The sequence below is a fragment of the Methylobacter tundripaludum genome, assembly GCF_002934365.1.
Taxonomy (GTDB): domain Bacteria; phylum Pseudomonadota; class Gammaproteobacteria; order Methylococcales; family Methylomonadaceae; genus Methylobacter_A; species Methylobacter_A tundripaludum_A.
In genome coordinates this window covers 218,742-245,543 of record NZ_PTIY01000006.1, presented here as the reverse complement: position 1 = coordinate 245,543, position 26,802 = coordinate 218,742, and the positions used below count along the sequence as shown (strand labels likewise).

Annotated in this window: 26 protein-coding genes; 21 read left to right on the top strand and 5 right to left on the bottom strand. The window is 51.9% G+C overall.

What is annotated here, in order from left to right; genetic code table 11:
• A partial coding sequence (locus B0F88_RS09750) for a flagellin N-terminal helical domain-containing protein (protein WP_445641279.1) occupies positions 1 to 1,361 on the bottom strand: 1,361 nt, incomplete at its 3' end.
• A 436-nt stretch (positions 1,362 to 1,797) separates the two neighbouring features.
• Here B0F88_RS09750 and fliS point away from each other — a divergent pair.
• The 13 genes from fliS (at position 1,798) to B0F88_RS09685 (ending at position 15,238) form a co-directional block, all read left to right on the top strand.
• Complete coding sequence (fliS, locus tag B0F88_RS09745; protein WP_104423738.1) at positions 1,798 to 2,190, top strand: flagellar export chaperone FliS; 393 nt, start codon at positions 1,798 to 1,800, stop codon at positions 2,188 to 2,190.
• 13 nt (positions 2,191 to 2,203) lie between these two features.
• Positions 2,204 to 2,404, top strand: a complete 201-nt coding sequence (locus tag B0F88_RS09740) for a hypothetical protein (RefSeq protein ID WP_104423737.1) — start codon at positions 2,204 to 2,206, stop codon at positions 2,402 to 2,404.
• A 240-nt stretch (positions 2,405 to 2,644) separates the two neighbouring features.
• On the top strand, positions 2,645 to 6,205 hold the full coding sequence (locus B0F88_RS09735; RefSeq protein WP_104423736.1) for an O-linked N-acetylglucosamine transferase, SPINDLY family protein: 3,561 nt from the start codon (positions 2,645 to 2,647) through the stop codon (positions 6,203 to 6,205).
• Positions 6,206 to 6,481: 276 nt separating this feature from the next.
• Positions 6,482 to 8,668 (top strand): tetratricopeptide repeat protein, encoded by a 2,187-nt coding sequence (locus tag B0F88_RS09730; RefSeq protein ID WP_181049873.1) that lies wholly within the window; start codon positions 6,482 to 6,484, stop codon positions 8,666 to 8,668.
• Positions 8,669 to 8,679: 11 nt separating this feature from the next.
• The gene (gene vioA, locus B0F88_RS09725) at positions 8,680 to 9,810 is read left to right on the top strand and encodes a dTDP-4-amino-4,6-dideoxy-D-glucose aminotransferase VioA (RefSeq protein WP_104423734.1); all 1,131 of its coding nucleotides are present in this window, start codon (positions 8,680 to 8,682) and stop codon (positions 9,808 to 9,810) included.
• Positions 9,807 to 10,508: a WbqC family protein gene (locus tag B0F88_RS09720; RefSeq protein WP_104423733.1), complete on the top strand. Its 702-nt coding sequence runs from the start codon at positions 9,807 to 9,809 to the stop codon at positions 10,506 to 10,508. Before vioA ends, B0F88_RS09720 begins: the two co-directional genes overlap by 4 nt.
• On the top strand, positions 10,505 to 11,146 hold the full coding sequence (locus B0F88_RS09715) for a class I SAM-dependent methyltransferase (RefSeq protein WP_104423732.1): 642 nt from the start codon (positions 10,505 to 10,507) through the stop codon (positions 11,144 to 11,146). The genes B0F88_RS09720 and B0F88_RS09715 overlap by 4 nt, the downstream gene beginning before the upstream one ends.
• On the top strand, positions 11,139 to 11,798 hold the full coding sequence (locus B0F88_RS09710; protein ID WP_104423731.1) for an acetyltransferase: 660 nt from the start codon (positions 11,139 to 11,141) through the stop codon (positions 11,796 to 11,798). The genes B0F88_RS09715 and B0F88_RS09710 overlap by 8 nt, the downstream gene beginning before the upstream one ends.
• A gap of 23 nt (positions 11,799 to 11,821) precedes the next feature.
• Entirely contained in the window at positions 11,822 to 12,625 is an 804-nt protein-coding gene (locus B0F88_RS09705) for an FkbM family methyltransferase (protein WP_104423730.1), read from the top strand.
• Positions 12,622 to 13,560, top strand: a complete 939-nt coding sequence (locus B0F88_RS09700; RefSeq protein ID WP_104423729.1) for a hypothetical protein — start codon at positions 12,622 to 12,624, stop codon at positions 13,558 to 13,560. The genes B0F88_RS09705 and B0F88_RS09700 overlap by 4 nt, the downstream gene beginning before the upstream one ends.
• Before the next feature lie 56 nt (positions 13,561 to 13,616).
• Positions 13,617 to 14,441, top strand: a complete 825-nt coding sequence (locus tag B0F88_RS09695) for a phytanoyl-CoA dioxygenase family protein (RefSeq protein WP_104423728.1) — start codon at positions 13,617 to 13,619, stop codon at positions 14,439 to 14,441.
• Between the two features lie 10 nt (positions 14,442 to 14,451).
• Positions 14,452 to 14,748, top strand: coding sequence for a hypothetical protein (locus B0F88_RS09690; RefSeq protein WP_104423727.1), 297 nt, complete (start codon positions 14,452 to 14,454; stop codon positions 14,746 to 14,748).
• A gap of 142 nt (positions 14,749 to 14,890) precedes the next feature.
• Positions 14,891 to 15,238, top strand: coding sequence for a phytanoyl-CoA dioxygenase family protein (locus B0F88_RS09685; protein ID WP_181049872.1), 348 nt, complete (start codon positions 14,891 to 14,893; stop codon positions 15,236 to 15,238).
• Between the two features lie 461 nt (positions 15,239 to 15,699).
• Here the strand turns inward: B0F88_RS09685 and B0F88_RS09675 are convergent, their stop codons facing one another.
• The 4 genes from B0F88_RS09675 to B0F88_RS09660 form a co-directional block, all read right to left on the bottom strand.
• Positions 15,700 to 17,169 (bottom strand): hypothetical protein, encoded by a 1,470-nt coding sequence (locus B0F88_RS09675; RefSeq protein ID WP_104423725.1) that lies wholly within the window; start codon positions 17,167 to 17,169, stop codon positions 15,700 to 15,702.
• Positions 17,170 to 17,266: 97 nt separating this feature from the next.
• A complete protein-coding gene (locus B0F88_RS09670; RefSeq protein ID WP_104423724.1) occupies positions 17,267 to 18,481 on the bottom strand; it encodes an ATP-grasp domain-containing protein in 1,215 nt (404 codons plus the stop codon).
• Positions 18,482 to 18,541: 60 nt separating this feature from the next.
• Positions 18,542 to 19,993: a pyridoxal phosphate-dependent decarboxylase family protein gene (locus tag B0F88_RS09665; RefSeq protein ID WP_104423723.1), complete on the bottom strand. Its 1,452-nt coding sequence runs from the start codon at positions 19,991 to 19,993 to the stop codon at positions 18,542 to 18,544.
• A 55-nt stretch (positions 19,994 to 20,048) separates the two neighbouring features.
• A complete protein-coding gene (locus B0F88_RS09660) occupies positions 20,049 to 20,843 on the bottom strand; it encodes a cytochrome C assembly family protein (RefSeq protein ID WP_104423722.1) in 795 nt (264 codons plus the stop codon).
• Positions 20,844 to 21,088: 245 nt separating this feature from the next.
• Here B0F88_RS09660 and ffh point away from each other — a divergent pair, with 245 nt between their 5' ends.
• The 8 genes from ffh to lpxA all read left to right on the top strand — a co-directional run bounded on the left by ffh (position 21,089) and on the right by lpxA (position 26,713).
• Complete coding sequence (ffh, locus tag B0F88_RS09655) at positions 21,089 to 22,453, top strand: signal recognition particle protein (protein WP_104423721.1); 1,365 nt, start codon at positions 21,089 to 21,091, stop codon at positions 22,451 to 22,453.
• Between the two features lie 137 nt (positions 22,454 to 22,590).
• Entirely contained in the window at positions 22,591 to 22,842 is a 252-nt protein-coding gene (gene rpsP / locus B0F88_RS09650; protein ID WP_104423720.1) for a 30S ribosomal protein S16, read from the top strand.
• A gap of 5 nt (positions 22,843 to 22,847) precedes the next feature.
• The gene (gene rimM / locus B0F88_RS09645) at positions 22,848 to 23,354 is read left to right on the top strand and encodes a ribosome maturation factor RimM (RefSeq protein ID WP_104423719.1); all 507 of its coding nucleotides are present in this window, start codon (positions 22,848 to 22,850) and stop codon (positions 23,352 to 23,354) included.
• A gap of 8 nt (positions 23,355 to 23,362) precedes the next feature.
• Positions 23,363 to 24,100 (top strand): tRNA (guanosine(37)-N1)-methyltransferase TrmD, encoded by a 738-nt coding sequence (trmD, locus tag B0F88_RS09640; protein WP_104423718.1) that lies wholly within the window; start codon positions 23,363 to 23,365, stop codon positions 24,098 to 24,100.
• A gap of 13 nt (positions 24,101 to 24,113) precedes the next feature.
• A complete protein-coding gene (gene rplS / locus B0F88_RS09635) occupies positions 24,114 to 24,455 on the top strand; it encodes a 50S ribosomal protein L19 (protein WP_104423717.1) in 342 nt (113 codons plus the stop codon).
• Between the two features lie 114 nt (positions 24,456 to 24,569).
• The gene (locus tag B0F88_RS09630) at positions 24,570 to 25,055 is read left to right on the top strand and encodes a methylated-DNA--[protein]-cysteine S-methyltransferase (RefSeq protein WP_104423754.1); all 486 of its coding nucleotides are present in this window, start codon (positions 24,570 to 24,572) and stop codon (positions 25,053 to 25,055) included.
• Positions 25,052 to 25,936, top strand: a complete 885-nt coding sequence (gene xerD / locus B0F88_RS09625; protein ID WP_104423716.1) for a site-specific tyrosine recombinase XerD — start codon at positions 25,052 to 25,054, stop codon at positions 25,934 to 25,936. Before B0F88_RS09630 ends, xerD begins: the two co-directional genes overlap by 4 nt.
• Before the next feature lie 3 nt (positions 25,937 to 25,939).
• On the top strand, positions 25,940 to 26,713 hold the full coding sequence (gene lpxA, locus B0F88_RS09620; RefSeq protein ID WP_104423715.1) for an acyl-ACP--UDP-N-acetylglucosamine O-acyltransferase: 774 nt from the start codon (positions 25,940 to 25,942) through the stop codon (positions 26,711 to 26,713).
• Positions 26,714 to 26,802: the final 89 nt, after the last annotated feature.

The window sequence follows — 26,802 nt, the reverse complement described above, 5'->3', positions numbered from 1 at the left end:
GTCGATCCGGCTACGGTGACATAAGCTGTCGTTTTCGCTGTCGCGGTGACGTTGGTTTGATCGCCGATCGCGTTGATCGCAGCGGCTTTATCCGCCGCGCTGCCGGTTGCCGTCGATCCTACCAGTATGCCGTTGATTTTTACCACGTCGGTCGAAGTGGTTGCGGTGTCGTAAACGCCGGCCAGTACGTTCAGGGCAGTGGTGGCTGCTGCACCGGTGGCGACTGAGCCTGACATGTCGCCGTCGCCGACCACGCTGCCGTTGCCGGTGCCTTGGTTGAACCCGAAGGTGTTGATTGCACTTGGATCGTTGGCAGCCAACGTGCCGATTTTAATATCAGAGCCATCCCCGCTGGTAAGGCCCAGAAAACCGTTATAGGTTGCCGCGGTCAAGCCGGAGTTGGTGGTAGTGCCGCCAATCGTTATTGCCGCGCCGTTATCGTTGGTCAATATCAGATTGCCGTCCTTGCCGATGGACGCGTCGACGCCGCCGACTTGCCGGTTGATATTGTCGGCCAATTGCGATAATGAAACGGCGGTGTCTATGGTTACCGCAGTGCCTGCGGCGCCGGCGGCTGTGGCTACGGTGATGGTCAAGCCGGTAACCGCTTTGTCGGCGGCCACTGAAGCGCGCGAGCCGGTGACCTTGTTAAAGGCGTCCGCAGTCACGCCCGATGTTGAGGACGTAGCGTTAATCGCTGTTTCAAGGCCTGCTATATTGGCAACAGATGCACCGGCGGCTACGCCGCCCACGGATACGCCGTTAATGGTCATATCGCCTGCCGTCGTCGAGGTATTGGAGACGCGTCCTGAGTAGGTTTGTCCTGCCGCCACCGAACTGTTCAGCGCCAAGGTTTTGGTGTCGGTCTGGCCGATGGTGAAGTTAATGCTTTGGCCTGCGTAAGCGCCGACCTGAATGCTGCGGCTTTGATTGGCGCCGGCCCCGGAAAACAGCTTGACGCCGTTGAAGTCGGTAGTGGCGGAAATCCGGTCAATTTCATCGTAAAGCGATTTGACTTCGTTCTGGATAGAGGTGCGGTCGGTGTCGCTGTTGGAGTCGTTGGCGGACTGTACGGCCAACTCGCGCATCCGTTGCAGGATGGTGCTCATTTCGCCCAAACCGCCTTCAGCCACCTGAGCGATGGAGATGCCGTCGTTGGCGTTACGCACCGCCTGATTAAGGCCTTTGATCTGCGCCGACATACGTTCGACAATCGATAAACCGGCCGAGTCATCTTTCGCGCTGTTGATACGCAAACCGGAGGATAAGCGTTGCATTGCCTGCATACCGGCGGCTTGTGATTTGTTTAAATTACGTTGCGCGGTCAGCGCACCCATATTGGTATTGATATATTGAGCCATGACGCTTCTCCTAAATAGAAATTTATTTCGGTTTTAGATGTGTGGGTTATTTTATGTCCCTCGCAACCTGAAATTATTATCGGCGTAGCTTTAGGAAACTTTAATTTTTTTTATGGGTATTTTTTGTTCTGAGGATTGTATCTGTTCTAATGCGCTTTGCCGATATTATAGCCGAATATATTCTGACGCCGCCGTAACCTAATGCCCGGTACGGAAAATAAATGTCGGGTTAGGCTATTCCGGCCTCCCTTGCTTTTTAAAGCGTCAATGGCGCTTATCTATAAATGGCGCTATGCCGGCAGGTTTATACGATGCAGCCAAAAAATTAATTAATGTTTTTTACAAAAAAGGTAAAGTTTTTGTTAAAACTGTCGCTACAATCATCAGGTGTTCCATGTAGTGGGGCGCAACATAATGATTTAATGAGGATAGACAAATGAACGCTGTATCAGCCATAAAACAATATCAGCAAGTGAGTGTTAACAGTTCTGTAATGGGTGCGTCGCCTCATCGTCTTGTGCAAATGTTGATGGAAGGCGCCTTAGAGCGGATTGCAATTGCAAGGGAAAGTATGGCGCGCAATGAAATCGCCATGAAAGGCCAGAATATCGGTCACGCGATTCAGATTGTAGGCGGGTTGCAAAGCTCCTTGAATATAGAAGCGGGCGGCGAAGTTGCAGAAAATCTGAGTAATCTTTATGACTACATGGTTCGTCGTCTGCTAGCCGCAAATAATCAGAATGACGAGAGCATTTTGGATGAAGTTTCCGGTTTGATGGTAGAAATTAAAATGGGCTGGGACGCAATGCCCGATGCCTATAAACACTAACCCGGAGGTTTTTATGATCGGTTCAATAGGCGGTGCAGGCGGCGGTAGTTTGCTGACAGCGGTTATGAAAGAGGCGACGGCGGCGCAAGATGTGGAGTTTGCGCTGATCAAGAAAAGTCAGGATATTGAAAAGGCAAACGGGGAGTCGGCTTTAAAGTTGATAGCCTCGGCAACCGCTGCCGCGAGTTCCGGCGGAATCGATATTCACGTTTAAGCGATTGAACGGCATGAGTTTCTTTCGGGCGGCTGTTGGCATTCTGACTTAAAATCGTTTTTATGCGCCATAAACGAGCCCGTTGCGCTTTGGCAATGTAGTTCCCAGCCTTTTGCTTAGGCGGTGGACAAAATTCTGCGGCCGGATTAACTTAGCAGCAAGCCCACCAAAGCCAAGATACCGAATTCTTTGCCGGCTATTGTCCAAACGCAGCTAAATCATCCTGAGACTACACAACAGATGCCGGAACAACCTATCCTACACGATGCTGAAATATCACAGCTCGCAGCCCAGGAAATCACCAAACAACATACTAAATCGGTATCGGCCGATAAGACATTGTCTTGTAACGGCCGCGAAACAGCCCCAGATCAATCGGAGGTCGATGCGTTGCTGGCGCTTTATGGGCAAGGTCGCACTACTGAAGTGGAGGCTATGGCCGCGTCTCTTAGTCAACGTTTTCCGGAATATGGGTTCGGCTGGAAAATACTGGGGGTTATGCTACAGCATCACGGGCGTGACCGGGAAGCGCTTGCGGCGTTGCAAAAGGCGGCGGAGCTGTTGCCGGACGATGACGAAGTATATAGCAACTTAGGTTTTGCGCTTAACGCCCAAGGCCGGGCTGCTGAAGCGGAAGTCTGTGATCGACGGGCGATAATGATCGCTCCCGACTCTTTTGCCGCGCATTGTAATCTAGGTTATGCGCTCCACAATCAAGGCAAGCCGGCCGAAGCGAGTTATCGCCGGGCATTGGAGATCAAGCCGGATTATGCTTTGGCGCATAGCAACCTGCTTTTTTCCCTCAGCCACAACGAAGAAATAGATGTGGTAACCTTGTTTGCCGAACATTGCCGCTTCGGCGCACAGTTTGAAGAACCGTTGCACGCATTGTTGCCGCAGCACAGCAACTCGCGAGAGCCTGGGCGTTGCTTACAGGTCGGCTTTGTGTCCGGCGATTTGCGCGACCATGCCGTGGCCACTTTTATCGAGCCGGTGCTGGAGCAACTGGCGGCTTATCCGCAATTGGTATTGCATGCCTATTACAATCATAACCTTGAAGATAAGGTTACCTTGCGTTTGCGTAAGTATTTGCAACACTGGCACTCTGTCTTTGGTTTGTCGGACGACGTGCTGGCGGAAAAAATACGCGCTGACGGTATCGATATTCTGATCGACCTTTCCGGGCACACCGCCAAAAACAGGTTGCTGACTTTCGCCCGCAAACCGGCGCCGGTGCAGGCCAGTTGGATCGGCTATCCCGGCACCACCGGCCTGAGCGCGATGGATTATTATCTGGCCGATCGTTTTTTGTTGCCGCCCGGTCAACTTGACGATCAATTTACCGAAAAAATCGTGCGTTTACCGGCCGGTGCGCTGTTCCAGCCGGACATGGCCGCGCCGCCGGTCAACGCCTTGCCCGCTTTGAGCAACGGCTATATCACTTTCGGCAGTTTCAACCGTCAAAGCAAGCTGAGCCGGTCAGTCATCGCTTTGTGGTCGCAATTGCTGCGCGCCTTGCCCGGTTCCCGAATAGTCTTGGCAGGCATGTCCGAAGAGGGGCGACACGACGCATTGATCGACTGGTTTGCACAAGAAGGCGTTGCGCCGGAGCGGCTGAGTTTTTATACCCGGTGCGGCTTGGACGAGTATCTTGCCCTGCATCGGCAGGTGGATATTTGCCTGGATACCTTTCCATACAATGGCGGCACCACAACCTTTAACGCCTTATGGATGGGCGTGCCGACTTTGACGATTGTCGGGGGAACGGTGCCAGCCAGGCAGGGTGCGACCATTTTGGGGCATGTGGGGTTGAACGCTTTTGTCGCCCAGGATGCCGAGGATTTCGTTCGCAAAGGCTTGTCCTGGGCAGGGCATCCAGACGCGCTGGCCGGTGTACGCAGCCATTTGCGCGAACGTATCAAGCAATCGGCGATAGGCCAGCCGGAGGCGGTTGCCGCAAGCCTGGAATGCGCGTTGCGGATGATGTGGCAACGCTGGTGCGCGGGCTTGCCGGCGGAATCGTTTGAGGTTAGTCTGCAAAACATCAGAAAAGCAGCAGATGATTCAATGAGCAGCCTAGGACGCGAGTCAAATGAGGCAGGATCAGGAAAGTCGGCCATCAAGATTGCATCCGATAGGAAGGTGCAGAAAGCCCTGGATATGTCGCCCGGGGATGCCGAAGCGGAAAATAGTCTCCTTTGTGCGTTGAAGATCAACCCGAATCAGGCCGATGTACAGAATAATTTGGGCAGTGTTTGCTGGCGTCAGGAGCGGCTCGACGAAGCCAAAGCCTGCTTCCTCAGTGCGGTGGCGATCAATCCGGAATTCGCCGAGGCACATAACAATCTGGGCGGTATTTTCTTTGCCCAGGGGCAGCTCGCTGAAGCTGAGGCCTGCTTCTATAAGGCGGTGGAGATCAATCCGGATTTTGGCGAGGCGCATAATAACCTGGGTTACGTTTATTTACATCAGCGTCGTCTGCCTGAAGCCCAAGCCAGCCTCCAGAGAGCATTGGAGCTCAGTCTGGATGTCGGTGAGGCGCGTAGTTCCGAGCTTTTTTACCTCACTCACAACGAAACGGTAGATGCGGCAGCCATCTTTACCGAACATTGCCGTTTTGGCGAGGAGTTTGAAGCGCCGCTACGCGCATTTTGGCCGCAACACGGCAACTCGCGCGAGCCTGAGCGTTGTCTTCAGATCGGCTTTGTGTCGGGTGATTTTTGCGACCATGCCATGGCTAATTTTATCGAGCCGGTGCTGGAGCATTTGGCGGGGCATCCGCAATTGGTACTCCACGCCTATTACAATCATAGCCTTGAAGATGAGGTCACCCGGCGTCTGCACAGGCATTTGAAACATTGGCATTCAGTTGTCGGCTTATCGCACGCGGCTTTGGCTGAAAAAATACGCGCCGACGGTATCGATATTCTGATCGACCTTTCGGGCCACACCGCCAAAAACAGGTTGCTAACCTTCGCCCGCAAGCCCGCGCCGGTGCAGGTCAGCTGGATGGGCTATCCCGGCACCACCGGCTTGAGCGGCATGGATTATTACCTGGCCGACCGGTTTCTGTTGCCGCCCGGCCAGTTTGACGATCAATTTACCGAAAAAATTGTGCGTTTGCAGGCTTGTGCGCCGTACCGGCCGGATATGTCGGCGCCACCGGTCAACGTCCTGCCGGCGTTGAGCAACGGCTATGTCACTTTCGGCAGTTTCAACCGTCAAAACAAGCTTAGGCAGCCAGTCATCGGCGTGTGGTCGCAACTTTTGCGCGCCTTGCCCGATTCCCGGCTAGTGCTGGGAGGCATGCCGGAGGATGATCGGCACGAGACACTGATCGACTGGTTTGCCAAGGAAGGCATCACACGGGAACGGCTGAGTTTTTACCCACGTTGCAGCATGGCCGACTATCTTGCACTGCATCAACAGGTGGATATTTGCCTGGATACCTTCCCTTACAATGGGGGAACCACGACCCTTAATGCGTTGTGGATGGGCGTACCGACGCTGACGCTGGTTGGGGAGACGGTTACAGCCAGACAGGGCGCTACAATTCTGAGCCAGGTGGGACTGAACGCTTTTGTCGCCCAGGATGCGGCGGATTTTGTGCGGAAAGGTTTGTCCTGGGCGAACCACCCTTCATCGCTGGCCAGTTTGCGCGCTAATTTGCGTGAACGTTTTGGGCGGTCGGCGATAAGGCAGCCTGAGTTGATTGCCGCAGGTGTGGAATGTGCGTTGCGCCTGATGTGGCAACGTTGGTGCGCCGGTTTGCCTGCGGAATCATTTGAGGTCAAGCCGTAAGGCCGGGTGTGAATAAGCCGAAGAATGAAGGGGAGCGTAAAATGTGTCTAGCTCTCAGGAGAATAGTGTACCGGCCGCACTGCTGCCCAATTCAAAAAAAGAAATCCGGTTTCTTGCTTGAGAATGTAAGCTGCATAGTTATAGCTTTGCCAAGATGGCTGTCGGGAGCAGGAACAAAAACGTATGTCTAAATCCAAAATCAAAAAACCTTTCAAACCGGGCAAAGCGTCAAAAAAAACGACGTCGGTTAGTCCTAATTCTCAAGACATAGCAACAATGACAGCCCTTTTTAACGAGGGCCGTGTCACTGAACTGGAAGCACTGTTCAAAACCTGGACGCTACGCTTTCCCTGCTATGTGCCCGGTTGGCAGGCATTACAATCGATACTGACGCAACAGAAACGGAATGCGGAAGCGCTGGCGCCCTTGCAGAAAATAGCGGAGCTATTGCCGGAGGATGCCGAGGCCCATTTCCATTTGGGCAATCTTCAGATGGAACTCGGACAACCCGCTGACGCAGTGGCGAGCTATCGTCGGGCGTTGGAGATCAAACCCGGTTTTGTCGAGGCGCATAACAACCTGGGCAATATCCTGCAAGACCTCGGGCGACTTGATGAGGCAGTGCTATGCTATCGCCGGGCGCTGGAGATCAAACCCGACATCGCCGATACGCTTAACAACCTGGGCCACGCCCTGCAATCCCTCGGCCGGCTAGACGACGCGGTGGCATGCTGTCGCCGGGCGCTGGAGATCAAACCCGATTTTGCCGAGGCGTATAACAATTTGGGCAATGCCCTGCAAGACTTGGGGCAGCTGGATGACGCGATGACATGCTATCGGCGGGCGCTGGAATTCAAGCAGGATTACGCCGATGCCTACAGCAACTTGGGCAATACCTTGCTAAAACTTGGGCTGTCCGATGACGCAATGACAAGTTATCAACGGGCGCTGGAGTTCAACCCCGATTTTACCGATGTGTATAACAACATAGGCAATATCCTGAAAGACCTTGGACAGCTCGACGATGCAATGGCGTGTTATCGCCGGGCGCTGGCGATCAAACCTGATTTCGCCGAGGCGCACAGTAACCAAGGAAGCATTTTTTTCGGGCAGGGCAGTCTGCCTGAATCCGAAGTCAGTTTCCGCAAAGCGTTGGAGATTAACCCTGATCTTGCCGAGACCTATAGCAACCTGCTTTTTTTCCTCACTCACAACGAAAATACAGACGCGACAACGTTGGCTGTCGAGCACCGCCGTTTTGGCGAACAGTTTGAAGCGCCGCTGAGTGCGTTTTGGCCGCAGCACAGCAACTCGCGCGACCCGGAACGCTGTCTACAGGTCGGCTTTGTATCCGGCGATTTATACGCCCATGCCGTTGCCAGTTTTATCGAACCGGCGCTGGAACATCTGGCGGATTATCCGCAATTGACATTGCACGGCTATTACAACAACAACGTTCAAGATAGCGTTACTTTGCGTCTGCGCAAGTATTTTAAACACTGGCATTCGGTTATCGGTTTATCGGACGACGCGCTGGCGGAACAAATACGCGCTGATGGCATCGATATTCTGATCGACCTTTCGGGACACACCGCAAAAAACAGATTGTTAGCCTTTGCCCGCAAGCCCGCGCCGGTGCAGGTCAGCTGGATGGGTTATCCCGGCACCACAGGCTTGAGCGGCATGGATTATTATCTGGCCGATCGTTTTCTGTTGCCGCCCGGCCAATTTGACGATCAATTTACCGAAAAAATCGTGCGTTTACCGGCTTGTGCGCCGTACCGGCCGGATATGTCGGCGCCACCGGTCAACGCCCTGCCTGCTCTGGGTAACGGCTATATCACTTTCGGCAGCTTCAACCGGCAAAGCAAGCTCAGTCCGCCAGTCATCGGCCTGTGGTCGCAACTTTTGCGCGCCTTGCCCGATTCCCGCATGGTGCTGGGGGGGCTGTCGGAGGAGGGGCAATACGGCGCATTGATTGACTGGTTTGCGCAAGAAGGCGTCGCGCGGGAACGGCTGAATCTTTACCCGCGTTGCGGCATAGCCGATTATTTTGCCCTGCATCAACAGGTGGACATTTGTTTGGACACCTTCCCTTACAACGGAGCAACCACGACGCTTAATGCACTGTGGATGGGCGTACCGACATTGACGCTGGTTGGGGGAACGGTTACTGCCAGACAGGGCTCTACACTTTTGAGTCAGGTGGGACTTGATGCTTTTGTCGCTAAGGATGCGGCGGATTTTGTGCGGAAGGGTTTGTCTTGGGGGGGGCATCCTGCCTCGCTGGCCAGTGTACGCGGAAATTTGCGCGAACGTATCAAGCAATCGGCGATAGGTCAGCCGGAGATGGTTGCCGCAGGCGTGGAATGTGCGCTGCGGACGATGTGGCAACGCTGGTGCGCAGGCTTGCCGGCGGAATCGTTTGACGTGGGGCCGGACGTTTTCGGCAAGACAAGGTAAGAGGCCGATTAATGACGAAATTCCCAAAAAAACCACAGATTTATGTTACGGAACCTTTATTGCCGCCCCTGGATGAGTTTATTCCTTATTTGGAACAAATTTGGGGTAATAAATGGCTAACCAATAGCGGTCCGTTTCACCAGCAACTGGAACAGGCATTGTGCGACTATTTGGGGGTCAAGTACGTTTCCCTGTTTGCTAACGGCACGCTGGCCTTAGTAACGGCGCTCCAGGCGCTGCGCATTACCGGTGAAGTTATTACTACGCCGTATTCCTTCGTAGCCACTGCGCACTCGCTGTTGTGGAACGGCATCAAGCCGATATTTGTGGACATCGACCCGGTCTCGCTCAATATCGATCCTGAGAAAATCGAAGCGGCCATCACGCCGCAAACAACCGCTATCATGCCGGTACACTGTTATGGACATCCGTGCGACGTGGAGCGCATCCAGCGGATTGCCGACAACTACGGGCTCAAGGTGATTTATGACGCCGCTCATGCTTTTGGCGTGCAGCATTACGGCGGCAGTGTGCTCAATTACGGCGATTTGTCGGTGCTCAGCTTTCACGCCACAAAGGTATTCAATACGTTCGAGGGCGGCGCCATCGTCTGTCCTGACGCCAAGATCAAGCAGCGCGTCGATCACTTAAAAAATTTCGGTTTTGTCGATGAAGTCACCGTGGTGGCTCCGGGCATTAACGGCAAGATGAATGAGATCAGCGCCGCCTTCGGCTTGCTGCAACTAAAATATATCGATGAAGCCCTGCAAAAACGCAAAGCCATTGATGCTCGTTACCGCGAAGATCTGGCGGGGGTAAAAGGCATTCATTGCCTGGCCGATGCAGGAGGGGAGGTGGCAAATTACGCTTACTTCCCGATTCTGGTGCGGCCTGAGTATCCGATCAGCCGTGATGCGCTGTATCAAGAGTTACGAAATAACGATATTCATGCGCGGCGCTACTTTTACCCGTTGATTAGCGATTTTCCAATGTATCGGGATATACCTTCCGCGGCGCAGTCAAATTTACCGGTGGCCAGAAAGATCGCGAGTGAGGTGATTTGTTTACCGATTTATCCCGCCTTGTCGAATGGCCAGGTCGATGCCATTGTTAAAATAATTGCAGGGCAACCTAGCAGATGACAGCCATTGCGATCATGCAGCCTTATTTTCTGCCTTATATCGGTTATTTTCAGCTGATGGCGGCGGTGGATAAGTTTGTGGTGTTTGATGACGTCAATTTCATTAATCGCGGCTGGGTGAACCGGAATCGGCTGTTGCTGAACGGCGCTCCCCATACTTTTACGGTGCCGTTGCGCGGCGCCAGCCAGAATAGGCTTATCTGCGACATTGAACTGGCGGATGAGCGGAGTTGGCGGGACAAGCTGATGCGCACCCTACGACAGGCTTATGGGCATGCGCCCTGTTATACGCAAGTATCTATCCTGATAGAACGACTGGTTAATTTTCCTTCGATCCGTCTGGATGAGTTTTTACTGAACAGCCTCCGGGAGGTGGCGGATTATCTGACGCTGGAGGTGGAGATCGTCAGCACTTCGCGCATTTATCAAAACATGCATTTGAAAGGGCAGGATCGTATTCTGGATATTTGCCTGCAAGAGCGGGCCGACATTTACGTCAATCCGGTCGGCGGCGTAGATTTATATGACCGGGCCGGTTTCTTGAAACAAGGGATACAGCTTAAGTTTTTGCGTCCGGGAACGGTTAGCTACAATCAGGGCAAAAGCGAGTACGTGCCTAGTCTATCGATTCTCGACGTATTGATGTTCAATCAGCCGGACGCTGTACGGCGACTGCTGGGTGAGAGGGATATGCTTTGAAGCAGCGTAAACACCAAACAATTATTGACCATTATGAAGCTTGTCTGGCACGGCATGGCGATTCGCATCTTGGGGTTGACTGGCCCAATAAGCAAGATGCGGAAAAACGCTATGCGGTGATGCTGAATGTGATTAGTGAACCCAGGGCTGGATTGACTCTGCTTGATTTTGGCTGCGGCGCTTCGCATTTGTATGATTTTCTACGGCAAAGCAGGTTTTCCGATATAACTTACTATGGCCTTGATGTGTCGCCCGCTTTTTACGAACTATCCCGGAATAAATATCCTGAAAATACTTACTATTGCCTGGATGTTGTTGCCGAGCCTGAAAAATTGCCTAAATTTGATTATGTGGTTATGAACGGCGTTTTTACCGAGAAATGCGATCTCGAATTCGATGAGATGTTGGCATATTTCAAGCAAGTGCTGCGGGCGGTATTCCCCAAAGTGCGTTGCGGTCTTGCGTTCAATGTGATGTCTAAAGCGGTGGACTGGGAGCGGGACGATCTGTTTCATTTACCCCTTGATACTCTGGTTGACTTTTTGACCAAGGAGCTATCACGTCATTTTGTGATACATAACGATTACGGTTTGTACGAATATACAGTCTACGTTTATAAGGAATCCTTGTATGGCTAATGTGGTGATTTTTGGCATAAAAGATTTTGCAGAATTGGCGCACTATTATCTGGAACGGGATTCCGTACATGAAGTGGTCGCTTTTAGCGTCAATCGTGATTACCTGCCGGAAGAACCGGTGTTCCTAGGCCTGCCGGTAGTCGCATTTGAAGACGTTGAATCACTTTATTCCCCCGATGACCATGCGTTTTTTGCGCCGATGTCGCCGAAGAACATGAATCGCGATCGCGAGGCGGTTTACCAGACGATCAAAGGCAAGGGCTATCAGTGTATTAGTTACCTGAGCAGTAAAGCCACGGTATTCGACAACGAAATCGGCGAGAATTGCTTCATTCTGGAAAACAATACCCTCCAGCCGTTTACCCGCATCGGCAATAATGTCGTATTGTGGAGCGGTAACCACATCGGCCATCACAGTGTGATTCACGATCATGTGACGTTTACCTCCCATGTGGTGATGTCCGGGCATTGTGATATTGGCTCATATAGTTTTTTTGGCGTGAATTCGACGTTGCGTGATGGCTTGCGAATTGCTGAAGGCAGCTTTGTCGCGATGGCATCTTCCATCGTCAAAGATACCGAGGCTTGGGGTGTATACAAAGGCAATCCCGCAATTAAGTTGGCTATGCCCAGCACAAAGATGAAGCTGTAGCAAAAAACACATCAGGAAAAATAATGGCCCACGAACGCGCATTTGTTGCCTTAGAGACATTGGTAGACAGCGAGCATCTAAAAAAAGCCGATGCTTTTAATTTGGATGATTTCAGGTACAGCACAACGGTTAGAGGAAAAAAAATCGATTGGCTTTGCCTGTCCCGCAGATTGTTATGGATGGCTTCAGGCCATGAGCATATAGAGCCTGAATTGTTGGACTGGATTGACCGTATCCCCGCAGGGGAAGTTTTATATGACGTTGGCGCCAGTAACGGGATATTTTCAATGTATGCCGCTGCATGCGGTTTGCGGGTTATCGCCATTGAACCCGATCCGCTGAATTATTTTCTGCTGGCGTACAATAGTTATCTTAATTCAACGTCATCAGGAGCGGCGCTTGAAGGTTGTTATAACCTGGCTGTTTCCAAAGAAATGGCGGTTGGCAAGATGCATATAAAGCGCATGGAGCTGGGTGGGCATGAGAAGATCCTGGATCAGTCCAGAGACGTTTTTGGTGTTGATTTTCAGCCCGCACATTCGCATCCGGTCTTAAAATGCAGGCTTGACGATTTGGTCGAGACGATGGGGCTGCCTCTGCCGCGGTATTTGAAAATCGATGTCGACGGGGCGGAAGCCGAAGTGTTGCAAGGCGCCAAGTTGTGCCTGAAACATGTCGAGTCTATTTTTATGGAATTGACCGAAGAATTCATCAGTTCAACAGTCTTTTCCGTTTTTGAAAGCAATGGCTTTATTCTGCAAGAAAAATATCAAGTGCAAAACTACGATGGTTTGTTTAACTGTGTTTTTAAGAGAAGCGCGGCGTGATTTCGTGGCATAAGCGCGGGATCATTTACGGCCTTGATGAACGGCTGCCGTGGGCGCGGTCGCACGCCCAGATTCCTACGGTGGATATGCTGGATGACAAGCGGCTGGATGTGTTTTTCAGCAGCCGCGACGACGCTAATCGCAGTTTGATTGCACGGATGAAAGTGGATGCGGCAAATCCGGCGAATATACTCGATATTCAGGCGGAACCCTTGTTGCAGCTTGGCTTGCCGGGGACGTTTGACGATTGCGGCATGATGCCGTCTTCAATCGTGAACTGGCAGGGACTGAAATATTTGTATTACATCGGCTGGAATGTGCGCAATACAGTGCCGTATCATAACTCTGTGGGTTTGGCGGTCAGTGACGATGGCGGATGCACCTACCGTCGGCTGTTTGACGGTCCGGTCATGGATCGCTCGGCCGAGGAGCCTTATTTTTGCGCTACGACCTGCGTTCGGATTGAAAATGGCGTTTGGCGCAACTGGTATCTGTCGTGTACCGGCTGGGAGATGATCGGCGGGCGCATGGAGCCGTTTTACCATCTCAAATATGCCGAATCGGACGACGGCATTCATTGGCGCAGGGAAGGGCGAGTGGCGATTGACTATGCCGACGCTGCCGAGGGCGGCATCGCTAGGGCCAGTGTGTGCAAAGATGGCGCGCTTTATCGCATGTGGTACAGTTACCGCGGCCATACCGATTACCGGGATACCTGTGCGAATAGTTACCGTATCGGCTACGCTGAATCCGGCGATGGCCTGGTGTGGACTCGCCTGGACGATCAGGCCGGTATCGAGTTGAGTAATCAAGGCTGGGATTCTTTCATGCTGGCTTATCCCGAAGTGGTTGATGTTGGCGGTCGCCGTTATATGTTCTACAACGGAAACGGTTTTGGGCAGACAGGCTTTGGTTACGCCGAGGCTTCAGCGTAGGTTTTGACGGCGCCCTAACTCACGGTGTTACCGATCTATTTATAGAGGACTGGATAATGACTGCCGAACTCGAACAATATAAGTCAAATGGATTTTTCGTCGCGAAAGGCCTGCTGGATCAGCAGTGCGTTGATAAGGTGCGGGACTCTATAGCCAAGACCTTTCTCGACCAGTTGCGGCAAATCTTCGTTGACGTTGAAGGCATGGCGCTTTTTGATGCGATGCAGGCGCTGCATCAATGTGACCTGGAGCGTTACAAAAAGACGGCCGGGGCGGTATGGCGAAAGCTCGATATATACCAGCTGTTACATGATCCCCGGATCACCGGTTTTCTGTTCGATAAATTCGGTTGGCGAGACATTTTTGTACCGGGCGGTCAAGTCGCTCATATCATGGCGCATGAGTTAAAAATCCCGGAAGGCTATTTCGGACTGGGCGTGCACCAGGACTTTCCTTCGGTACAGGGCAGCCTGGACGGTGTGGTTGTTTGGCTGCCGCTGGTCCGGGTGGATCGGGATAACTTTCCGTTGGAGCTGATTCCGGGCAGCCATAAGCGAGGTCTGTTAGCCACTGTGGATAGCGGTAGCGCCTTATGGGAGCTGCGGCCTGAGCAGTACCGAGAAGCGGATTTCATTCCAGCCGAGGTCGACGTGGGTGATGTGGTGTTTATGTCGATGTTTACCGTCCATCGCAGTTCAAGCAATGGGACACCCGGCCAATACCGGTTTGCACTTTCAACCCGATTCGATAACGCCGATGAAATCACATTTATTGACCGCTGCTACCCGAGCGCTTATCAGCGGAGTGTCCATCGGGCTCAATATTTTCCCGATTTCCCAACCATAGAACAGGTTGAGGAAGTTTTCCTGCCAGATCAATGAATCAGAAAGAATGATCTCTTTAACCGCAAAAACGCATGTCAATCATATACGTCAGCAAGGCTATGCCGTTATCAAGCAGGCCGTTGACCCGGCTGTAGTTCGGAACTTGCTCGAGTTTGCCAATACCTTTCAATATACCGAGGATGAACAGGCTAATTTGTTGCGTAATCAACAGCGATTGAACAGTTTTGACCGGACTATTTACAAGCGTCAGGACGCGCTTCGCTTATTTATTCGCGGCACGCCGGGCGAAGTCCTGAAAGAGCTGCTGAACGAAAAATTTTATGAGGCAATCCCGCCGGATTAGCCCAACTATATACTGCGCGCGATGCATCTGCGCAGCTCGCTTGAAGCTTTGCCGTACCACATAGACTCGTTTATTCCTTACTCAGGAAACTATACTTCCGTCGGTCAAGCCATTCTCTTCCTGAATGATTCCAAGGTGGACAATGGCTGTTACACTGGTCGTGCCAAAATCCCATCAAACCGGGGAATATGCGCCGCAAGGCGAGAATGCGGAGGCAATTCCTTTAGAGGCCGAAGCCGGGGATATTGTGATTTGGGACAGCAGGATTTTGCATGCAACTCTGGAAAACAGCGTGAAAAGAGACCGGTGGGCGCTCATTGCCACGTTTTGCCGTTGGTATATAAAACAAGGGTTTGATTACCCGAGAGCCATACCTGAGTCGATGTTTGAAACACTGGACGATGACGAAAAAATTGTCTACGGCTATTGTTCCTATACGCCATTGGATGAATTCGATAAAACCGAGCATGAAAGTCGAAACAGAAAATGATTTTTCCGGAATTGACGGAGACCACCCGATGAGCCAACAGTTCAATATTCTGACGTATTCGCTAGGGGAGGCAGCGTAATTCCGCTTGGGTTTTTTCGCGACTGGCGGGACCAGGAACCGGAAAGCGGCACTTTTTATATAGGCAAGTGCTCAGGTTTTGGTGTGGGGTCTATGGTGAAATACGATTCCGAGTGCCAGAGTTTACGGGTAGGACGTTTTGTTTCAGGGGGCTCGCGTTTATAATTCCTGCTTAATGGCCAGCATGAATCCCGAACTATTTCTACCTATATGTTTTGCATTGCTGGATTTGGCCTGATGGCAGATTCCGTTGACCTAGATACGCGATAACAATGATGCCTCTCTTGCTGACCTGACGGACAGTGAAGAGTACAGCCTGGAATTGCTTGCAGAACTTAAATTGCGCAAACAGCGCTGAGTTCGGCGAGCATCACCAAAATTGTTTAAACTTCATTGACGCTTGATTGGATTAACCATGCCGTTTTGTCTAAAGCCAGTAGCGCATTTTTAATCACGCCGATGCCCTTGTCACTGCTTGTTGTCGCTTCGACAATCAGCCGTGAGCTGAGGCACAAACGCAAGGCGCTGACCGCCGCGCCGTTACGGCTGCCGCAGGCGACGGGCTGGCCAAGTTGGCAGCGTATTGATGACGGCATGCCGGCGGCCGTTTCCGGCAGTTGCCGGTAGACATGCAGGGTTTCCTCGCGACTTAACGGTGTCCGCCCGGCGGGCTGGGGATGGTAAAGCAGAAAAGGAAAGATGGTCTGGAGATGGTCCCAGTTATCCGGCTCTATTAGCGGACGACGGTCGAGTGGAGGGACAGGCAAGGGCTCGAAGTGAGGGTCGGACGCCAGCCGTTGCCGGATCGCTTCGGAAAAGGCCTGCAAGAATTCGATGACGGCTGCTTGCGGCACGGCGCGAAACCGGCGCAGTTCTTCCAGCGCAACTTCACAACGCAGCAGCAGGCCGAAGTTGGCGGCATGATCCAGATGCTCGGCTCCGGTCCAATTGGTCGGCCAATCGGCTTTTGACGAACAAGACGACAGACGGCGTGGAAATGGACGTTTCTGGAACCGCTCTGCCAGGGCCGGAGGAAGCAATAACATACCGGAGAAAGTCGGAGCGGTAAGGAATTTCGAACCGGTCAGTGCGACCATGAAGCCTTGTTCCAGATAGGCGCGCAAAGTCGGCATTGCGATGCGAAATTGGCAGGCATCGACCAGTACCTCGATGTTGTCGGGGAAACGGCGGTGCAGCGCGATGACGCAGGCCGGGCTCGGCGCGATTAACCCGGTTTTGGATTGATCGACCAGAATCAACAGCACGCGCCGGTTTGATGCGACGGCTTTGCTGGCCAGGGCTTCTGCGTCGGCGTCGATTGCGGTCGGCGGCTTGGGCGTTCCATCGTCCAGCCGAATCGATACTTGTGCAATTTCAACGGTATTATCCGCCAAGGCCGATGCCACTCCGCTTCCGGTTTCATTGGCTTCGACCATGATAGCCAGCGCCGGTGCGGATGCGCCGCTGCCTGCATATTGGGAGGCAATGCTATGGATGTCGGTGCCGGATGGGGAGAATATAAGTTCCAGTCCGGTGACGTCGGACAGGTCGCATAAGCGCAGGCATTCCTGGCGAATCCGCTGCATTTCCCGTGCATAAACGGTTGAAGGCGATTCCGTGCCGAGGGCTGTCAGCAGTTTTTGGCGCAGCCGGTCTGCGGCGGCGAAACCTTCTGCGGAAATAATCGATGCGGTAGAGGAGCCGAATGCCAGCAGCTGAGGGTCGGGAAAAGGCCCGCAGCCGTATTTATTCAGTCCGCTGAGCGGATCGACCGCGATACGCGCATCGCCGCCTGCAAGCAGCAGTTGTTCTGTGGATGGCAGGTTGCCGGGCGTTTTGAAAAGGTTTTGCACAATAATTATGAAGTATGGAGTGCAGGCTTCGCCTGCAAGCTCTGCTTGCGCTCCCGCAATGAGTTGTCAGGCGTAATGCAGTTACTTAATGATGACATTAAGCGGCGCTACGTTGCATTGCGTTAAGCAGCATCTGCCGAAAGGCGCTGAACACTTTCCGCATCTGCGGTTGCTTGTACGGAAAAATATCGACCGGATCGATCGCATGGACAATCATGCAGCTGTCAATCTCGAAAATCAGCAATTTGCCGTCGGCGGTTTCGCCGCAATCGATGCCCAGATAGTCCAGTCCGGCCCGTTCGTTGATGGCGCGGAAGGCTTCGGCATGTTTACGGGCAAAGCCGCTGTCGAAATCGATCATAAAACGTTCTTCTTCGGCGCGTTTTTCGGCGTTTTCGGCCATGCCTGCATTCAGGTAGTGGACCATCCAGTGTTCGGATATGCCGACATGGCAAACAAAGGGTTTGCCGTCGATCAGGACGATGCGGTATTTGCGGAACAAGCCATCCTGCCCGCGATAGTCGACAAAACGGGATATATAAAACTCTTCATTGGGCATGTTTTGCAGGTAGCTGACAAGCACGGTTGAGCTGTCTATCTTGTCCAGGTCTTTCCCTGCGTGGGAATCGACCGGGCGGACGATAATCGGGAAAACGCCGTCTTCGAGAATCTCTGTCAGCGGCAGCTCGCCATCGGCGATTTGTTGCAGGGTTTGCCGGGATATGCGTGCCGTAATCGGCATCTCTATGCCCGGTGCGGATTTTAGCAATACGCAGGCTTCATTCCGCGACATCAATGCAATACGGTCAGGCCTGTTCAGCACCGGGCGGGGCCATGTTGCTATCGCGGCATCGATCTGTTTTAACAGCGGCATATTTTGATCGGATTGGGCGATGGCGACGAACAGCACATCGTGATCCGGCAGGTCGGCCGGTAAAGGCTGGTTTTGGGTTACATAGACGATATCCAAGGCGACATCGGAGTCTTCCAGCAGGAATTCCACCGGCGTGTTGGACATCAAGTCGCCGACGCCCATGATCGCGAGCAGGCGGACAGTTACTTGATCTGCCGCAGTGGGAGGGGAATATATTTGCTGGCTTTCGATGGCCTGGGCTTGCGTGCTTAAGGCCAAGTCGCGGTTGCCACGGAGCTGCAAAATCGTGGATAAATCCATCAGGGCGTGGCCGCCGGATTCAGTCTCGGCGCGTTCGATCAACTGCGTGCCCAAAGGGGCGAGGTCGGAGCCGGAGTAAGCCATTCGCATCAGCTTTGCGAGGCCGAGCAGCGGTTCGGTATGTTCATTGGATTGCATTGGTTTTCCTAAGGTTGGGCATTTTCTATCGCCAGGAATGGTGTGTATGCGGCAAGCCTGTCAGGAACAGGCGCTGCGAGCGGCAATCCCGCCCAATTCGAGTGTGGCATCGATCAAGGCGTCAATGTCGCTTACGGTGGTGCGATGATTGACGATGGCGGCTCGAATGGCCAGCTGTCCGTTGATGGTTGTCGTTGACGGTGCCGCAATGCCGGACTCCTGCAGCGCGACCACCAGGTCGGCATTGACCCGGTCGGCATCCTCGCTACGGTAGCGGAAGCATACGATATTCAGCGCAACGGGCGCGAGCAGTTCCAGCTGCGGTTCGGCTTCGATACGCCGCTTCATGTGCTGGGCCAGCGCGCAGGTATTTGAAATAACCCTGCCTAATTTTTCCTCGCCGTAAACTTTTAAGGTGAACCAGGTTTTGAGCGCCCTGAAACCGCGTGAAAGATCGGGGCCGAAGTCGCAAGGCCACGGCGAACCGGCCGCCATGCCGCGGGTTTCCCGTTTCAGGTAAGCGGCGGGCGAAGCGAATGCGTTGTGATGCAGCTCGCCGTCCCGCACTAATATAAATCCTGCATCATAGGGAACTTGTCCCCATTTATGGAAATCAAAGGCGATCGAATCGGCGCGTCCGATGCCTTGCAGTCGCGGAGCAATATCCGGCGCGAGCATGGCCAGCGCGCCGTAAGCGCCGTCGACGTGGAACCAGATGCTTTCGCGTTCGCAAAGTTCGGCAATAGCCTGAAGGTTGTCAATGGCGCCGACGCCTACGGTGCCCACTGTGCCGGCAATGAAAAACGGCGTCATCCCGGCTTTTTTGTCCTCGGCAATGGCGCGTTCAAGCGCCGCTATATCCATTTGGTGCAGCTGATCGACAGGTATCATGCGTAACGCGGCACTGCCGAAGCCGGCAATGTCCATGGCTTGAACGATGCTGATATGTGCGCCGGCCGAGGTATAGGCGACCAACTGTTGACCGTTGGCGGCTATGCCCGTATGACGTACATCGGTGCCTAAGCGGGCGGTGCGTGCAATCAGGACGCCGATCAGGTTGGCCATCGAGGTGCCGGTCACAAACAGGCCGCTGGCGGTTTCCGGGAAATTAAACAGTCTTCGGACCCACTGTACGACCTGTCGTTCGATTTCTATCGGCGATTGATCGCGTCCGCCGAGATTGGCGTTCAGCCCGCCTGCCAGCATTTCCGCGAGCATGCCGACCGGGGTTCCTCCGCCATGAACCCAGCCCATAAAGCCGGGATGGACGTTGCCCAAGGCGTAGGGGAGTACGTCTTTGAGAAATAGTTCATGCGTTTTTGCTAGGTCGGATGGGACGTCATCCAATGCTTGGCGGAATGAATCCCGAACTTCGTCGGGCATAGGCTGCCAGACCGGTTGGTCGCGCAGGTGTTCAAGATAGTCGATCATGTCGTCCAGCATCCGATGGCCTTGCAAGCGAAAGGCATTCCAGTCGGATGGGTCTAGTGTGTCTTCAGGGGTTTCCAGCATAGTTATATTTGGATTGAAACCGGCATGGGTTTGGTAAGGAAATTGTAAAAATGCACTATCTATGTAAGATAATTTCCAGCACCAGCTTGCTGCCGAAGTAAGCCAGCAGCAGCAAAACAAAGCCCGTCAAGGTCCAGCGGACTGCGGTTTTTCCTCGCCATCCGTAACGCAATCGGCCTATCAGCAAGCTGGAAAAAATGATCCAGGCGATTATGGATAATACAGTCTTGTGCGCCAAATGCTGGGCAAACAAATCTTCGATAAAGATGAAGCCGCTGACCAGGGAAATGCTCAGGAAAAAAAGCCCTGTGCCGAGCATTTGGAACAATAAAGATTCCATGGCTTGCAAGGAAGGCAGTGACTGGATAAAGCGTTTGGGCGGGTGGCTTTTAAGCTGCTGGTCCTGAATGGCGAGCAGAACGGCTTGCAAGGCGGCGATATTGAGCAGGCTGAACGCGATAATTGAGGTTAAGATGTGAACGCTCATCTGCCAGTTGTGGGTGTGCAGTAGATGCGGTTTCTCGGGCAGGTTCAGTTCCAGCGCCAGCATGATCGCGGCAACCGGAAATATGACGAGACCGAGTTTTTCGACAGGCTTGTTGAGTGTAGCGATAAGCAGCAGTAGGGCGACAATCAGTGAAACTAGGGACGCGGTACTGATAAAGCTAAAATTGAAGCTGCTGTTTTGCTGGAATGCGGCGGCGGTATATAAGGTATGTGCGCCTACGGCCAGCCATCCAAGATAAAGCGGTGTACTTTGTCTTTTGTTCTGATGAGTATCCCAGGCAATAAGCAGCGTGCTTGCCAGATAAGTGCATATTGACAGGGTGGCGAGTGCGATGGTGTTCATTAGGGTCGTTTTATTGGTTTGTAATCAATCGGTAACGCCACTGTCAGGTGTGGACTTTTTGCCAGTATGAATGGTAAGGGGCATTAGCTTCCAGATAATGCGACAAGTCGCATTTCCATCACACCCAAATTCCCTTGAGTTTAATGCAAAGGCCTCAATGGCTATGTTAATATATCCCGCTAAATAGTCCTAACGCATTTGTGTTAGTGAATGGTTTCCCTGAAGATTTAATTAAAGATACTGATATGTTTGATAATTTAACCGATCGATTAGGTAGCACGCTTAAAAAAATTAAGGGCCAGGGGCGCTTGACTGAAAGCAATATCAAGGACACCCTGCGCGAAGTGCGGATGGCTTTGCTTGAGGCCGATGTTGCTTTGCCGGTGGTTACGGATTTTATTGAACGTATCAAAGAAGGTGCGTTAGGGCAGGAGGTTCAATCCAGTCTTTCGCCCGGCCAGTCGCTGATTAAGTTGGTTCAGGCTGAGCTGGTCACCGTGATGGGCGAGGCCAACGAAAAGCTGAATCTTAATGCCGTCCCTCCCGCGATTATTTTAATGGCGGGCTTGCAAGGTGCCGGTAAAACCACGACGGTGGCCAAACTGGGTCGTTGGTTAAAAGAAAATCAAAAGAAAAAAGTCGGCGTGGTCAGCGCCGACGTTTATCGTCCTGCGGCGATCAAGCAGTTGCAGATGCTGGCAAACGATCTTTCTTTGGAGTTTTTTGAAAGCGATGCGTCGCAAGATCCGGTAGATATTGCCAAGAATGCGATTGAAGCGGCCAGGAAAAAATTTCTCGATGTCATTATTATCGATACCGCAGGCCGTCTGCATGTCGATGATGAAATGATGGGCGAGATTAAAGCGTTGCATGCGGCAATCAATCCTATCGAAACCTTGTTTGTTGTTGACAGCATGACCGGGCAGGATGCGGCAATTACAGCAAAAGCCTTTAATGACGCGTTGCCGTTGACCGGGGTTATCCTGACCAAGGCGGACGGTGACGCACGAGGCGGGGCGGCGCTGTCTATACGCCATATTACCGGCAAGCCGATCAAGTTTATCGGGATGGGCGAAAAAACCGATGCTTTGGAGCCTTTCTATCCTGATCGTATCGCTTCCCGTATTTTGGGTATGGGTGATGTGCTGGGTCTGATTGAAGAGATCGAACAGAAAGTTGACAAGGAAAAGGCCGAGAAACTCGTTAAAAAGCTGCAAAAAGGCAAGTCTTTTGATCTGGAAGATTTTCGTGAGCAATTGCAGCAAATGCAGAGCATGGGTGGAGTCGGCTCCATGTTGGATAAGTTGCCCGGTATGAATAGTATTCCTCAGGAAGTGAGAGACAAGGTTAATGATAAGGAGTTGTCGCGCCAGATTGCGGTCATTAATTCCATGACCATGAAGGAAAGGCGCTATCCCGACCTGATTAAAGGCAATCGGAAGAAACGTATTGCGGACGGTTGTGGGCAGCAGTTGTCGGATGTCAATCGCATCCTGAAGCAGTTTATGATGATGCAGAAAATGATGAAGCGCTTCAAGTCCGGCAATATGGCCAACATGATGCGAGGCATAAAAAATAATGTGCGTGGTATGGGCGGCATGAGACGATAGTTCATTGTCGCAATGGCTGCTTATTTGATTGCCAGAGCGAATGAACTTGATCGGTTGTGTGTTGTTCTTTACTTATATGGAAAATCGCGTAAAATAAATCGATTCAATTTTGACTAAATGTTTTTTGAGGAACTTAGATGGTAACCATTCGTCTTTCTAGAGGTGGCGCGAAAAATCGTCCTTTCTATCACGTTGTTGTAACCGATAGCAGAAGCGGTCGCGACGGCCGTTATATTGAACGTGTTGGTTTTTTCAATCCACTGGCTCGTGGCAATGAAGAAAGATTGCGTTTAGATAGCGAACGAGTTGAGCATTGGAAAGCCAATGGCGCGCAGCCTTCTGATCGCGTTGCAAAATTGATTAAAGACGCACAAAAAGCGGCGGCATAAACCGTTTGTCAGAACAGCAGCATATAAGTGTCGGAAAAATTTCCGGCGTTTTTGGTGTAAAAGGATGGGTTAAGGTATTTTCCTTCACTGATCCGAGGGAAAATATTTTAACTTATTCTCCTTGGTTGTTGATAAAAGGCGACGAGATAAAAACCGTTGATGTTGTTGACGGACAGCTGCAGGGCAAGACGATAGTCGCCCAGCTGGACAGTGTTAGTGACAGGGATCAAGCAGCCGGTCTGATGGGTTGGGATGTTTTTATAACCCGAGATCAACTGCCGAAAGCCGCTAAAGGCGAATATTACTGGTCCGAGTTGATCGGGTTGGCTGTTGAAACCATTGATGGCGTTCAGCTAGGCACAGTTGATAGTTTGCTGGAAACAGGCGCTAATGACGTCGTTATTGTCCATGGAGATCGAGAACGGGTTATTCCGTTTTTACAGGGACAGACGATAATTAATGTTGATCTGGATGCGGGCAAAATTATTGTCGACTGGGATCCTGAGTTTTAATTATCACCATGCGTTTTGATGTTGTAACGTTATTTCCGGAAATGGTGACAGCGGCTGCGGGTTGCGGTGTAACCGGCAGGGCGATCGAACGCAATATAGTCGGTTTGTCGACATGGAATCCTCGGGATTATACCCACGACAGGCACAGAACAGTTGATGATCGTCCTTACGGCGGCGGTCCTGGCATGGTCATGAAATATCAGCCCTTGCATGATGCGGTCAATGCCGCAAAACAGGCTGGCGCTGAAGGCGCTAAAGTGGTTTATTTGAGTCCGCAAGGCAAACCGATTACTCAGGCTTTGCTGGCAGAGGCCGGTAAAGTATCGCAGCTGATTTTAGTTGCGGGGCGTTATGAAGGTATTGACGAGCGTTTTGTTGAGCTGGATTGCGACGATGAATGGTCTATCGGTGACTATGTTATCAGTGGCGGCGAGCTAGCAGCGCTGATAGTGATTGATGCGGTGACGCGTTTGTTGCCGGGTGTGCTCGGTGATGAGGATTCGGCTCAGCAGGACTCTCATAGCGATGGCTTGCTGGATTGTCCGCATTTTACCAGGCCGGAACAGATTGAAGGACACTCGGTACCGGAAGTTTTGTTAGGCGGCAATCATGCGGATATAGATCGCTGGCGTATGAAGCAGGCTTTGGGTCGGACTTGGCAGAGACGGCCGGATTTATTGAAAAAAAAGAATTTGAGCGCAGAGCAGGAAAACTTGCTTAAAGAATTTATTGTGGAGTTGGTTTAAATTAAGGTGTGGTATGAGCAATATTATTGATGAATTGGAAGCGGAACAATTGAAACAGATTCCTGACTTTGGTCCAGGTGACACAGTTGTTGTACAGGTTAAGGTAAAAGAAGGCGATCGTGAAAGAATTCAGGCTTTTGAAGGCATCGTGATTGCAAAACGTAATCGCGGATTAAACTCGGCTTTCACAGTAAGAAAAATTTCTCACGGTACCGGCGTTGAGCGTGTTTTCCAAACACACAGCCCGCTGATTAGCGAGATCAATGTTAAGCGTCGCGGCGATGTGCGTCGTGCCAAGTTGTATTACTTGCGTGACCTGACCGGAAAAGCGGCTCGTATTAAAGAAAAACTTTAATCAAGTCGGTTTTCATGAGATAAAAAAGGCAGCTTTGGGCTGCCTTTTTTTATGGCGGTTAATTTAGAGCGATTGTCTTTTAGCGAATCATTAAAATTATTCAGGACTTGTTTTATGCCGTTTATAATTCAGTGGGTCGAAAATTGCTCGGAAGCTGAGGAAGTTGTAAGGCTTCAGACTCCGGCCGGGCAGTTTGTTTTGACTAGCTGTCAGGGCGTGATCAGCAAAACAGACTGGGATTCGGGCGTTTGTCCGAGTCCGCCTGCTGAACATGAGTTAGACGCCTATTGGCGGCATCCCGATAGACCTATTAACATCAAACTGTTAAAACAAGGCAGCGTCTACAGAAATCAAGTCTGGGCCGCGCTTTGCCAAATACCCTTTGGTGAAACCATGACCTATTCCGCATTGGCCAAGAAAATAGGCTCATCGGCGCGGGCAGTCGGCAACGCGTGCCGGGACAATCCTTATGCTTTATTCATCCCCTGCCACCGGGTGGTTTCCGTTTCCGGCATGGGTGGCTATTGCGGGCAAACCGGCGGCGATTTATTGGCGGTAAAATACAAATTGCTGGAATTTGAAGCAAACTATAAAAAATGAACGCAACGGCTTTGATAGATCAATTTCTCGATGCGGTTTGGGTCGAGCAGGGCTTGAGCGAGAACACGCTTTCGGCTTACGGCAGCGATTTAAGGATTTTTGCCAAATGGTTAAAAGATAAGCCGATACTGGAAGTGGACGGGGGGCAGCTATCCGAATTTCTGTCCAGCCGTTATAAAGAAGGCATAGGCAACCGGTCTACTGCGCGTATTTTGTCCAGTTTGCGCCGGTTCTACGGGTATTACATCCGGGAAAACAGCATTCAAGTCGACCCGACCGCCTTAATAGAATCGCCCCATATCGGCCAGCCGTTGCCCAAATCGCTATCGGAACAGGATGTCGAGTTGCTGTTGGATGCGCCTGAAGTCACCAACGCGCTTGGTTTTAGGGACAGAACCATGCTGGAAATGCTTTACGCCACAGGGCTCAGGGTATCGGAGCTGGTCAACTTAAAGTTCGAACAGATTAGCTTCAGGCAAGGCGTGGTCAGAATTATCGGCAAGGGCAACAAAGAGCGCCTGGTGCCGGTCGGCGAAGAAGCCATGAGCTGGCTGGAAAGCTATATGACTCAAGCCAGAAAGACCATTCTCGGTCAGCGGCAATGCGATTACCTGTTTGTCACCAACCGGGCCGAGAATATGACACGGCAGGCTTTTTGGCATATTATCAAACGCAATGCAAAAAAAGCCGGCATTAACAAAGCGCTGTCGCCGCATACGTTGAGACACGCTTTCGCCACACATTTGTTGAATCATGGAGCGGATTTGCGGGTCGTGCAGTTATTACTCGGGCATTCGGATTTATCGACCACGCAAATCTATACCCATATTGCCCGGGAAAGGCTTAAAGAATTACATTCAAAATTTCATCCAAGAGGATAAAAGATGGCTCAAAATATTCATCCAACCGCCTATATAGCACCGGATGTGTCGCTGGGAGACAATATTACGGTAGGGCCTTTTGCCGTTATCGAAGCAGGCGCTCAACTGGGAGCCAACTGCCAAGTGGGCGCTCATGCCGTGGTACACAGTCATGTGAAGATGGGCGACGGCAATATTTTACATCCGCATGCTGTGTTGGGCGGATTACCGCAAGATACCGGCTTTAAAGCCGAGACAGTTTCCTGGCTGGTCTGCGGAGACAACAACGTTTTCAGAGAGGGTTTTACGGCGCACCGCGCCTCTAAAGAAAATGCCGAGACCCGTATCGGGTCGGGCTGTTTTTTTATGAACAACAGCCATGTCGCGCATGATTGCTCCGTTGGGAATAACACCATATTCGCCAATAATGTCGCCATCGGTGGGCATGTTGAAGTCGGCAATAATGTTTTTATCGGGGGGGCTGTCGTTGCGCACCAATTTTGCAGAATCGGTTCATACGCGATAGTGCAGGGTACGACCGGCCTTAACATGGACGTGATTCCCTTTATGCTGATCGGCGGACGTCCCGCCCGGCATTACAAGTTGAACACCGTAGGTTTAAGACGCGCAGGCATTACCGGAGAGCGGTATAAAGTGCTGTCGGCGGCATTCCGCCTGCTGAAAAATAAGAAAAGCCTGGACGGCCTGGAAGAAACCGCAGAGTTAAAGCAATTGAAAGACTGGCTGGCGGTTAAGTCCAAGCGCGGCTTGCACGGATTTGTTGATGTGTCTGGCTAATTTGATATTAACAATTGAAACATCAACCTTGTCCGGCTTAAGGTCCCGCTATCTGGTATCATAAGCGATTGAATGACGGCAGTTCGCCG

Coding starts and splice junctions, on each gene's coding strand:
- B0F88_RS09670 (WP_104423724.1), bottom strand. CDS start 18,481: ATGCAATCCAATGAACATACCGAACCGCTGCTCGGCCTCGCAAAGCTG.
- B0F88_RS09735 (WP_104423736.1), top strand. CDS start 2,645: ATGCCGGAACAACCTATCCTACACGATGCTGAAATATCACAGCTCGCA.
- B0F88_RS09695 (WP_104423728.1), top strand. CDS start 13,617: ATGACTGCCGAACTCGAACAATATAAGTCAAATGGATTTTTCGTCGCG.
- B0F88_RS09720 (WP_104423733.1), top strand. CDS start 9,807: ATGACAGCCATTGCGATCATGCAGCCTTATTTTCTGCCTTATATCGGT.
- B0F88_RS09690 (WP_104423727.1), top strand. CDS start 14,452: ATGATCTCTTTAACCGCAAAAACGCATGTCAATCATATACGTCAGCAA.
- lpxA (WP_104423715.1), top strand. CDS start 25,940: ATGGCTCAAAATATTCATCCAACCGCCTATATAGCACCGGATGTGTCG.
- B0F88_RS09685 (WP_181049872.1), top strand. CDS start 14,891: ATGGCTGTTACACTGGTCGTGCCAAAATCCCATCAAACCGGGGAATAT.
- B0F88_RS09705 (WP_104423730.1), top strand. CDS start 11,822: ATGGCCCACGAACGCGCATTTGTTGCCTTAGAGACATTGGTAGACAGC.
- fliS (WP_104423738.1), top strand. CDS start 1,798: ATGAACGCTGTATCAGCCATAAAACAATATCAGCAAGTGAGTGTTAAC.
- B0F88_RS09660 (WP_104423722.1), bottom strand. CDS start 20,843: ATGAACACCATCGCACTCGCCACCCTGTCAATATGCACTTATCTGGCA.
- ffh (WP_104423721.1), top strand. CDS start 21,089: ATGTTTGATAATTTAACCGATCGATTAGGTAGCACGCTTAAAAAAATT.
- rpsP (WP_104423720.1), top strand. CDS start 22,591: ATGGTAACCATTCGTCTTTCTAGAGGTGGCGCGAAAAATCGTCCTTTC.
- xerD (WP_104423716.1), top strand. CDS start 25,052: ATGAACGCAACGGCTTTGATAGATCAATTTCTCGATGCGGTTTGGGTC.
- trmD (WP_104423718.1), top strand. CDS start 23,363: ATGCGTTTTGATGTTGTAACGTTATTTCCGGAAATGGTGACAGCGGCT.
- B0F88_RS09710 (WP_104423731.1), top strand. CDS start 11,139: ATGGCTAATGTGGTGATTTTTGGCATAAAAGATTTTGCAGAATTGGCG.
- B0F88_RS09740 (WP_104423737.1), top strand. CDS start 2,204: ATGATCGGTTCAATAGGCGGTGCAGGCGGCGGTAGTTTGCTGACAGCG.
- B0F88_RS09630 (WP_104423754.1), top strand. CDS start 24,570: ATGCCGTTTATAATTCAGTGGGTCGAAAATTGCTCGGAAGCTGAGGAA.
- vioA (WP_104423734.1), top strand. CDS start 8,680: ATGACGAAATTCCCAAAAAAACCACAGATTTATGTTACGGAACCTTTA.
- B0F88_RS09665 (WP_104423723.1), bottom strand. CDS start 19,993: ATGCTGGAAACCCCTGAAGACACACTAGACCCATCCGACTGGAATGCC.
- rplS (WP_104423717.1), top strand. CDS start 24,114: ATGAGCAATATTATTGATGAATTGGAAGCGGAACAATTGAAACAGATT.
- B0F88_RS09730 (WP_181049873.1), top strand. CDS start 6,482: ATGACAGCCCTTTTTAACGAGGGCCGTGTCACTGAACTGGAAGCACTG.